Annotated in this window: 9 protein-coding genes; 8 read left to right on the top strand and 1 reads right to left on the bottom strand. The window is 59.6% G+C overall.

Features of this window, described 5'->3' with window-relative positions; translation table 11 throughout:
- The first annotated feature begins 15 nt into the window (after positions 1 to 15).
- From B3229_RS04450 to coaD, 8 genes are all read left to right on the top strand, one after another.
- On the top strand, positions 16 to 1,140 hold the full coding sequence (locus B3229_RS04450; protein ID WP_286869842.1) for a glycosyltransferase: 1,125 nt from the start codon (positions 16 to 18) through the stop codon (positions 1,138 to 1,140).
- A gap of 42 nt (positions 1,141 to 1,182) precedes the next feature.
- Complete coding sequence (locus tag B3229_RS04445) at positions 1,183 to 2,292, top strand: glycosyltransferase family 9 protein (RefSeq protein ID WP_286869747.1); 1,110 nt, start codon at positions 1,183 to 1,185, stop codon at positions 2,290 to 2,292.
- On the top strand, positions 2,289 to 3,287 hold the full coding sequence (locus tag B3229_RS04440) for a glycosyltransferase (RefSeq protein ID WP_075203186.1): 999 nt from the start codon (positions 2,289 to 2,291) through the stop codon (positions 3,285 to 3,287). Before B3229_RS04445 ends, B3229_RS04440 begins: the two co-directional genes overlap by 4 nt.
- Before the next feature lie 72 nt (positions 3,288 to 3,359).
- Positions 3,360 to 4,436, top strand: a complete 1,077-nt coding sequence (rfaQ, locus tag B3229_RS04435) for a putative lipopolysaccharide heptosyltransferase III (protein WP_286869744.1) — start codon at positions 3,360 to 3,362, stop codon at positions 4,434 to 4,436.
- A complete protein-coding gene (locus tag B3229_RS04430) occupies positions 4,429 to 5,562 on the top strand; it encodes a glycosyltransferase family 4 protein (RefSeq protein ID WP_286869741.1) in 1,134 nt (377 codons plus the stop codon). Before rfaQ ends, B3229_RS04430 begins: the two co-directional genes overlap by 8 nt.
- A gap of 85 nt (positions 5,563 to 5,647) precedes the next feature.
- Entirely contained in the window at positions 5,648 to 6,922 is a 1,275-nt protein-coding gene (gene waaA / locus B3229_RS04425; protein WP_048782874.1) for a lipid IV(A) 3-deoxy-D-manno-octulosonic acid transferase, read from the top strand.
- A complete protein-coding gene (locus B3229_RS04420) occupies positions 6,922 to 7,698 on the top strand; it encodes a glycosyltransferase family 2 protein (protein ID WP_286869738.1) in 777 nt (258 codons plus the stop codon). The genes waaA and B3229_RS04420 overlap by 1 nt, the downstream gene beginning before the upstream one ends.
- The gene (coaD, locus tag B3229_RS04415) at positions 7,695 to 8,174 is read left to right on the top strand and encodes a pantetheine-phosphate adenylyltransferase (protein ID WP_033754318.1); all 480 of its coding nucleotides are present in this window, start codon (positions 7,695 to 7,697) and stop codon (positions 8,172 to 8,174) included. The genes B3229_RS04420 and coaD overlap by 4 nt, the downstream gene beginning before the upstream one ends.
- On the opposite strand, the gene mutM is transcribed toward coaD, so the two are convergent.
- Positions 8,175 to 8,984, bottom strand: a complete 810-nt coding sequence (mutM, locus tag B3229_RS04410) for a bifunctional DNA-formamidopyrimidine glycosylase/DNA-(apurinic or apyrimidinic site) lyase (RefSeq protein ID WP_033754315.1) — start codon at positions 8,982 to 8,984, stop codon at positions 8,175 to 8,177.
- Between the last annotated feature and the right edge of the window lie 64 nt (positions 8,985 to 9,048).

Below are 9,048 nucleotides of genomic sequence, written 5' to 3'. Positions count from 1 at the left end.
TCGAAACGCATACTGATGATCATTGATGGCTTGCCTGGCGGAGGCGCTGAGAAAGTCGTGCTGACGCTGGCGGAAGGGCTGGTGGCGCTGGGACATCGCGTTTCGCTCTTCTCTTTGCGTAGCGTATGCGACTACCCTATTCCCGAAGGCGTCGATTACAAGGTGATTAAAGACCGCTGTAAACTGCCCTGGCGTAAACTCACCGAAACGCATCGTCGCGCGCGCCTGCTCGATCAGGCCGTTAACCAGGCGCAAAGGGCTGAGGGCGCGTTCGACCTGGCGCTGTCACACCTCCATAAAACCGATCGTATCGTCAAGCACTCACGCGTGCTGGATCCCCGTAAAACCTGGTATTGCCTGCACGGCGTCTTTTCTGCCTCTTACCTGGCGCGTAAGTCGGGGTTCTCTCTGTGGCTGAAACGCTTAAAAATTCGCCACGTCTACCAGAATCGCCAGCTGATTGCCGTTTCGCCTTACGTGCTGGAAGATTTAATTGAAAACGTCGGCGTGCGACCGAGCCGTACCCAAGTGATCGCCAATCCATTCGATTTTGAACAGATCAAACAGCTGGCGGCGAAACCCTGCCCGCTGGCCGGTACCGATTTCATTCTGCACGTTGGCCGCTTCCACGAAACCAAACGCCACGACAGGCTGCTTGAGGCCTATGCGCAAAGCGGCATTCAGGCTCCGCTGGTGCTGCTTGGCCAGGGCAGCCCTGAACGCGCGGCGCAGCTGCGCCGCCTGGCGGATAGCCTGGGTATTGCAGAGCGGGTGATCTTTCAGGGATTCCAGGCGAATCCCTATCCCTGGATACGCCATGCCCGGCTGCTGGTCGTCAGCTCCGATAGCGAGGGATTCGGCAACGTGCTGGTCGAAGCGTTAATCTGCCAGACGCCGGTCGTTAGCACGCGCTGCCCGGGCGGACCGGCAACGATCCTGACGCACGATTTGGCGCGTGGACTCGCTGAGATGAACGCCGCCTCGCTGGCGGAGAAAATGCGTGAAATCTATCATTACCCGCCTGAGTTGCATCATCTCGACCTAAGCATTTATAGTCTCTCCGTTATTTGCGAGCAGTATCTACAGCTTGCGCAGCGGTCGCACACGGAATTATCTGCCGCTCCGCAGCTTACGAGCTAAAAAGGTCTCCCTTTCGGCGTGACCGGATAAAGGGAAAATATTTTGAATTACGTCATACTTTTTCTGCTGTTTCTGCCGGTCAAGTGGGTGATGAAGCTGCTGCATCCTCGCACGGGTAAAAATCTGGTAATTCAGACAGCAAAAATCGGCGATTTCGTGAATATCACGCCGCTGCTTGCCCATCTGCAAAAAAGTGATGCGCTGCTAAGCCGCAGCGTTGCGCCGCTGGCGGAGCGCGACGATACGCTGGAAACCCTCTGGTATATCGAAGATCACAAAAGCAGCCTGATAAAGAAGTTCAGGCTGATATGTCAGCTACTCAATCGTTACGACAATATCTATCTGCTGCATCCCAACAACCTCAATTTATTTATCGCCGCCTGCTGCAACGCCAGCAATAAGCAATTTTTAACCACCTATAAGCGCAAAGCCTATCAGGACATTTTTTACCTGACCGCCAGCGGCGTGGTCAGCCATGAAAAAAACACGCTAACGGTAGAGAACTATTTAAAACTGGCCGACCGCTCTTTTACTAAAGAGAGCTACCCTACTCACGCTACCCGCCCGCTCTGGCAGCCGGAAAAGCTGCCGGAAGAGATTTATTCGGGTCAGGGCGCCAGGATCGGCTTTAGCATCACCGCTGGCAACCAGGCTAAAACCATACCACCCGCCATCTGGAAAACGCTGTTCGATAGCCTGGACGATTTACCCTGCACTTTTTACGCCTTTGGCGCCCCCAATGAGCAGACCCGCATGCAGGAGCTCTTCAAGGTAACCGGCGAGCGAGAGAATATTGTAAATCTCATCGGTAAGCTTCCGCTGGAGAGCCTGCCGGCCGCTATTGGCGAAATGGACTTTTACGTCGCCTCGGACTCCGGGAATGTCTATATTGCGGACGCGCAGCAGGTGCCGGTGATCCTGATATACGGGCCGTGCAGCGTTGAGGAGCAACGCCCTCTTGGCGACGTGCTGTTGATTGGCCCCGATCACATAGCGCCCTCCTCGTTTGTCTTTGAGGCGCTCTATCAGTTTCATCATCCGGCTGAACAGCTCTATAAGCTGGACGCACGCAAGCTTAACGATATCCACGATTTTATTTCCGCCAGGCTGGACAAGCAGCTGGCGCGACGGAAAAACAAACGAACAATATGACAGGACAGCCTGATTCTTCCCCTTTGCTCAGCATCATCTCTCCCATGTACAACGCAGGCGAGATGTTCGATGCCTTTATGCAGTCGCTGCTGGCGCAGACCCTGACCTCGCTGGAAATCATTATCGTCGACGACGGCTCTACCGACGATTCCGGCGCGCGCGCCGACGCCTGGGCGGCGCAGCATCCCCATATCAGGGTTATTCATCAGGAAAACGGCGGCGTATCGCGCGCGCGCAATGCCGGACTGCGCGTCGCGCGCGGCAAGTACGTCACCTTCCCCGATTCAGACGACACCATGCGGCCCGAGATGTATAAGACGCTGGTAGAGATGGCGGAACAGGACGATCTCGACGCCGCGCAGTGCAACGCCGAATGGTTTTTCCAGCGCGACCAGCGCACCAGGCCGATGATCCCGCTGGAGCGCCTGCGCAGCACGCAGGTGCTGGACGGCGCGGCGTGGCTGAATACCGCGCTGAAAACCCGGCGTTACCTGCATGTGGTCTGGCTGGGCATCTACCGCCGGTCGCTGATCGAGCAGAAGCAGCTCTGGTTCGAACCCGGTTTGCATCATCAGGATATTCCCTGGACCACCGAATTTATGTTTAACGCGCGGCGCGTGCGCTATACCGAACAGGTGCTCTATCGCTACTACATGCACGACGCCTCGATCAGCAACCGCAAGCGTACCGGCCAGCGCAACGTGGAGTATCAGCGCCACTACCTGAAGATCGCCCGCATGCTGGAAGAGATCAACGCGCGCTACAAAGAGAGCGTGACCATCTATCCGGCTTTTCATGCGCAGATTACTCACGAAGCGTTGAGCGTCTGCCACTGCGTGCGCCGCGAGCCCGACCCGGCCGCGAAACAGGCGATTATCCAGGATATTTTCGCCAGCAAGACGCATCTGCGTATGCTGCGCAACGCGCGCGGCGTCAAACAGTGGTATCAGCTGCTGCTGTGGCTGAGTCGCCTCTGGCGCTGGCGAGACAAATAACCGCCGCCGCAGGTTTCCCCTCTGAAGGGTTTGCCCTACAATCGCCTCACTGAAAATTAAGAGCATTTGTGTATGGCAAACCCGACTCACGCAGACGTTACCCCACACAATATTTTGCTAATCAAGCTGCGCCACCATGGCGATATGCTGCTTACCACGCCGGTTATCAACGCGCTGCGCCAGCGCTACCCGCAGGCCAATATCGACGTGCTGCTCTACAAAGAGACGCGGCCGATGCTGGAGGCGCATCCGGCGATTCGCCAGCTGCACGTTATCGACCGCAAGTGGAAGCAGGAAGGAAGCTGGCGCAAACTGCGCCACGAGCGCGACCTGCTCGCCGCCGTGCGCGCCAGCCATTACGATATCGTTATCAATATTGCCGACCAGTGGCGCAGCGCGCTGATTACCCTGGTTAGCGGCGCGCCGCTGCGTATCGGCTTCGCATTCAATAAGCGCAACAACGCCTTCTGGCGGCGCTGCCATAACTGTCTGGTGCCGACCAGCAACCATAATCAGCTGCATACGGTAGAGCAGAATATGACGGCGCTGACGCCGCTCGGTATCGCGCCGCAGGGCGCGCGCGCCTCTATGCACTACAGCGCCGTCGACGGACAAAAAGTCGATGCGCTGCTGGCTGAACAGGGCGTCGACTCGGCGTTTATCGTCTTCCAGCCGACTTCACGCTGGAACTTTAAGTGCTGGGAAGAGGAGAAGGTCGCCGCGACCATCGACCAGCTGGCGCAGGCGAACCGCAAAGTGGTGCTGACCGCCGCGCCCGACAAGCATGAGATGGCGATGATCGCGCGCATCCAGGCGCTCTGCACGACGCCGCATCTGGTGACGCTGGCGGGCCAGCTCACGCTGCCGCAGCTGGCGGCGCTGATCGATCGCGCCCGACTCTTTATCGGCGTCGACTCCGCGCCGATGCATATGGCCGCCGCGCTCGACACGCCGTGCATCGCGCTGTTCGGGCCGACCAAGCTGCAGTTCTGGCGGCCATGGGGCGATCACAATCGCGTTATCTGGGCAGGCGATTACGGCCCGCTGCCCAATCCCGACGCCATCGATACCAACACCCGCGAGCGCTATCTCAGCGCCATTCCGGTCGACGATGTGGTCGAGGCTGCAAGGGATTTCTTACATGACTAAATTACGCCTGGCGATCGTCCGACAGAAGTATCGTCCCGACGGCGGCGCCGAACGCTTTATCTCGCGCGCGCTGGAAGCGCTCGGCAGCGAGCAGCTCGATCTCAATATCATCACGCGCAGCTGGCAGGGCACGCCGAATCCCGACTGGCATCTGCACATCTGCAATCCGCCGAAGCTGGGTCGGATCTCGCGCGAGCGCGGCTTTGCACGCGCGGCACGCGCCTGCTGGGAAAAAGAGCGGTTCGATATCGTCCAGAGCCACGAGCGCATCGCGGGCTGCGATATTTTTCGCGCCGGCGACGGCGTGCATCGCGTCTGGCTGGAGCAGCGGGCGCGCATCGTCTCGCCGTGGCAGCGCATGAGCGCCGCCCTCAGCCCCTATCATCGCTACGTGCTTCGGGCGGAAGCGGAGATGTTCAACGCTGCGTCTCTGAAGGCGGTTATCTGCAACTCGGAGATGGTGAAGCGCGACATCCTGCGCTGCTTTTCGCTCAGCGCGGAGAAAATTCACGTGATCCATAACGCTATCGACGCACAGCGCTTTCAGCCCGCCAGCGAGGCGAGCCGCCGTGCGACGCGCCAGCAGCTGCAGCTGCCGGAGAACGCGACGGTACTTATCTATGTCGGCTCCGGCTTCGAGCGCAAAGGATTAAAGGCGGCGATCGAGGCGCTGGCGAACAGCGACCGCTATCTGATCGTGGTCGGTCAGGACAAGCAGCTGTCGCGCTATCAGCAGCTCGCCAATCAGCTCAACTGCCTCGACAGGCTGCGGTTCGTCGGCGTGCAGCAGGATGTGCAGCCCTTTTATCACGCCGCCGACGGGCTGCTGCTGCCGACGCTCTACGATCCCTTTCCGAATGTCGTGCTGGAGGCGATGGCCTGCGGCTTGCCGGTGATCACCAGCACCGGCTGCGGCGGCGCGGAATTTATTACCGCTGGTCAGGAAGGCTTCGTTTGCGATGCGTTAGATATCAAAGCGTTGAACCAGGCTATTATGTCAATACCGGCGCTTTCGGTTGATTCACGTTTAGGCGAAGCCGCAAGGCGCAGAATCGAGCCTTACGGTCCTCAGCGTCTGGCGCAGTCGCTGACTTCCCTTTATCAGCAGGTCCTGCTGCGACACTGACAAAGTGGTGAGCGTATCTGGGCTTTCTGGTAACATAGATTGATTTATGTGAAATTTTTTCTGCCAGGCTGTCGAAACGATAACTATGACAACCCTCTATACCGTTCTGCTTTACCTCATCCAGCCGCTCATCTGGCTGCGCCTCTGGCTGCGCGGCCGTAAAGCGCCGGCGTACCGTAAACGCTGGGCAGAGCGCTACGGCTACTGCACGGGAAAAGTGGAGCCGGACGGTATCGTGCTGCATTCGGTCTCTGTCGGCGAAACCCTGGCAGCGGTTCCTCTGGTGCGCGCGCTGCGTCATCGTTATCCGACCTTGCCGATTACCGTGACTACCATGACGCCGACCGGCTCTGAGCGCGCGCAGTCGGCGTTCGGCAAAGATGTGCATCACGTTTATCTGCCTTACGATCTGCCTGGCGCCATCAACCGTTTTCTCGACACGGTCAATCCGCGGCTGGTGATCATCATGGAAACCGAGCTGTGGCCCAATATTATCCGCATCCTGCATCAGCGTCAGATCCCGCTGGTCATCGCCAATGCGCGCCTGTCGGAGCGTTCCGCTAAAGGCTATCGCAAACTGGGCGGCTTTATGCGCGACCTGCTGCAGCGCATTACCCTGATTGCCGCGCAGAATACGGAAGATGCCGACCGCTTTCTTGCGCTGGGGCTAAAACGCTCGCAGCTGGCAGTGACCGGCAGCCTGAAATTCGATATTTCCGTAACGCCCGAACTGGCCGCCAGAGCGATAACGCTGCGTCGTCAGTGGGCGCCGCGCCGTCCGGTCTGGATCGCCACCAGCACTCACGAAGGGGAAGAGGCGATCGTGCTGGACGCCCATCGTCGCCTGCTGCAAACCTTTCCCGATCTGCTTTTAATTCTGGTGCCGCGCCATCCGGAACGTTTCACCGATGCGCGCAACCTGACGCAGAAACGCAACTTCAGCTTTATTCTGCGCAGCAGCGGCGAAATTCCTTCCGGTTCGACCCAGGTGGTGATCGGCGACACCATGGGCGAGCTGATGCTGCTTTATGGCATCGCCGACCTCGCTTTCGTCGGCGGCAGCCTGGTAGAGCGCGGCGGACACAATCCGCTGGAGCCTGCCGCCCACGCCATTCCGGTGCTGATGGGCCCCCATATCTGGAACTTTAAGGATATCTGCGCCAGGCTGCAGCAGGCTCAGGGCCTGATAACCGTCACCGACGTGATATCGCTGGAGAAAGAGGTGACCAATCTGCTGCAGGATGAGGATTACCGTCTTTATTACGGCCGTCATGCGGTCGAAGTGCTGCATCAGAATCAGGGCGCGCTGCAGCGTTTGCTGCAGTTGCTTGAACCCCATTTACCGCCGCGGGCCCACTGATGACCGCTCGCCAACGCCTTTCCGTAGTGATGATCGCCAAAAACGAAGCGGCACTACTGCCCGATTGTCTCGCCTCCGTCAGCTGGGCGGACGAGATTATCCTGCTGGACGCCGGCAGCAGCGACGAGACCGCCGAGATTGCGCGCCAGGCTGGCGCTAAAGTCTATCACGCCGAGGCGTGGGCCGGATTCGGCAAACAGCGCCAGCGCGCGCAGCGCTACGCCAGCGGCGAGATGATTCTGATGATCGATGCCGACGAGCGCGTGACGCCGACGCTGCGCGCCAGCATTGAAGCGGTACTGACGCAGCCGCCTTCCGGTACCGTCTACAGCCTGAACCGCAGCAACCTCTTTCTCGGCCGCTTTATGCGTCACAGCGGCTGGTACCCGGATCGCGTTATGCGCCTCTATCCGCGCGCGCTGAGCTATAACGATAACCTGGTGCACGAGTCGCTGGAAACGCAGGGCGCGCCGGTGGTGCGGCTGCAGGGCGACCTGCAACATCTCACCTGCCGTGACCTGATCGTTTTCCAGCAGAAGCAGCTGGCCTACGCCGCCGCCTGGGCGCAGGAGCGCCATCAGCGCGGCAAGCGCTGCGGCCTCTTCTCTGTTTTTTCCCATACGCTGGGCGCCTTTCTGAAAACGCTTTTGCTGCGCGCAGGCTTTCTCGACGGCAAACAGGGCTGGATTCTGGCCGTGGTCAACGCGCAGTACACCTTTAACAAATATTCCGCGCTGTGGGCGCTGAATCATGCCGCAGACAAAGGCCGTCTATGAGCACTAAAGCGATTTATCCCGGAACCTTCGATCCCGTTACGCTCGGCCATCTCGATATCGTGACGCGCGCCGCGCGGATGTTCGATCGGGTGGTGCTGGCGGTCGCCGCCAGCCCGAGCAAGAAGCCGATGTTTAGCCTGGACGAGCGCGTCGAACTGGCGCAAAACATGGTGGCGCATCTGCCGAACGTCGAGGTGGCGGGATTTAGTGATTTGATGGCGAACTTCGCCCGGGCGCAGCAGGCCAACGTGCTGGTGCGCGGCCTGCGCGCGGTTTCCGACTTCGAGTATGAGATGCAGCTCGCCCATATGAACCGCCATCTGCTGCCGACGCTGGAGAGCGTGTTTCTGATGCCGACCGAAGGCTTCTCTTTCGTCTCTTCTTCGCTGGTCAAAGAGGTGGCGCGTCACGGCGGCGACGTCAGCGCCTTTCTGCCGCCGCACGTGCTGCAGGCGCTGCTGGCGAAGCTGGCCTGATTAACGCTGGCAGTTGGGGCACCAGAAGGTGCTGCGCTGCCCATGCTTGCCGCTGACGATGGGCGTGCCGCAGGCGCGACAGGGTTCGCCGGCGCGGCCGTAAACCTGCAGCTCCTGAGCGAAATAGCCGGGCTTGCCGTCGCTCTGTAAAAAGTCACGCAGCGTGGTGCCGCCCTGCTCTATCGAACGCAGCAATACCGCTTTAATGGTCGCGGCCAGACGCTGCGCCTCTTCATCGCTCAGGCTCATTGCCGGACGATCGGGCAGGATCCCTGCCGTGAACAGCGACTCGCTGGCGTAGATATTGCCGACGCCGACCACCACCTTGTTGTCCATCAGCCACTGTTTAACCGCCGTACGCTTGCCGCGCGACTTCTCATACAGATAGTCGCCGCTAAAGGCGTCGCCGAGCGGTTCAGGCCCCAGGTGCGCCAGCACGTTGCTGCCTTCAGGATCGGTGCTCCACAGCCAGGCGCCGAAGCGGCGCGGATCGGTGTAGCGCAGCACTTTGCCGTTGCTCATCACCAAATCGACATGATCGTGTTTCGCAGCGGGCTGCTCTTCCGGCAGCACGCGCAGGCTGCCGGACATGCCGAGGTGGATAATGATCCAGCCATGCGGCAGCTCCAGCAGCAGATATTTGGCGCGGCGCTGCACGCTCAGCACAGGCTGGTCGCTGAGCGCATGGATCTCCTGCGACACCGGCCAGCGCAGGCGACCATTGCGCACCACCGCATGTAAAATTTTTTCGCCCACCAGATGCGGTTCTATGCCGCGTCGGCTGGTTTCGACCTCGGGTAATTCCGGCATGTTCTCTCCTCAAAAAGCGGCAAAAACAAAAAACCCGGCCGAAGCCGGGTTTTTCACAGAACAC

The organism is Pantoea sp. UBA5035 (genome assembly GCF_002415245.1).
GTDB lineage: Bacteria > Pseudomonadota > Gammaproteobacteria > Enterobacterales > Enterobacteriaceae > Pantoea > Pantoea septica.
This window is presented reverse-complemented; position numbering and strand designations above follow the sequence as displayed.